General features: G+C 74.7%; 1 protein-coding gene. It reads left to right on the top strand.

The genetic code is table 11. The features are described 5' to 3' along the window. Positions 1-600, top strand: a 600-nt coding sequence (locus tag FUT87_RS13950) for an HAD-IC family P-type ATPase (protein WP_147241407.1), incomplete at both ends; no start/stop codon positions are given.

Below are 600 nucleotides of genomic sequence, written 5' to 3'. Positions count from 1 at the left end.
CGGCCTGCTGGAGATGGCGGTGACGGCGGACAAGGGCCACACGCTGCTCGACCGCATGGCCGCGGCCGTGCAGCAGGCGCAGTCGCAGCGCGCGCCGACGCAGGCCTTCATCGACCGCTTCGCCCGCGTCTACACCCCGGCGGTGGTGCTGGTGGCGGTCGCGCTGGCGGTGCTGCCGCCACTGCTGGGCCTGGGCGCCTGGGGCGACTGGGTCTACAAGGGCCTGGTGCTGCTGGTGATCGCCTGCCCGTGCGCGCTGGTGATCTCGACGCCGGTCACCGTGGTCAGCGGCCTGGCCGCGGCCGCCCGGCGCGGGATCCTGATCAAGGGCGGGCTGTACCTCGAGCGCGCCCGGCAGTTGAAGACCCTGGCCTTCGACAAGACCGGCACGCTGACCGAAGGCCGGCCGCAGCTGGCGGCGGTGCAGCCGCTGTACCCGTCGGTGAGCGTCGACCAGGCGCTGCATCTCGCCGCGCGGCTCGACGCCGGCAGCGCGCATCCGCTGGCGCAGGCCATCGTCGCGGCCCACGCGCAGCGGCTGGGCACGGCGCTGGAGCCGGTCGAGCATCTGAGCAACCTGCCCGGCCTGGGCCTGACCGC

It is taken from the genome of Mitsuaria sp. TWR114, from assembly GCF_007997345.1.
Note: the sequence above shows the minus strand (reverse complement) of the source record. Positions and strands in the feature narration are given on the sequence as shown.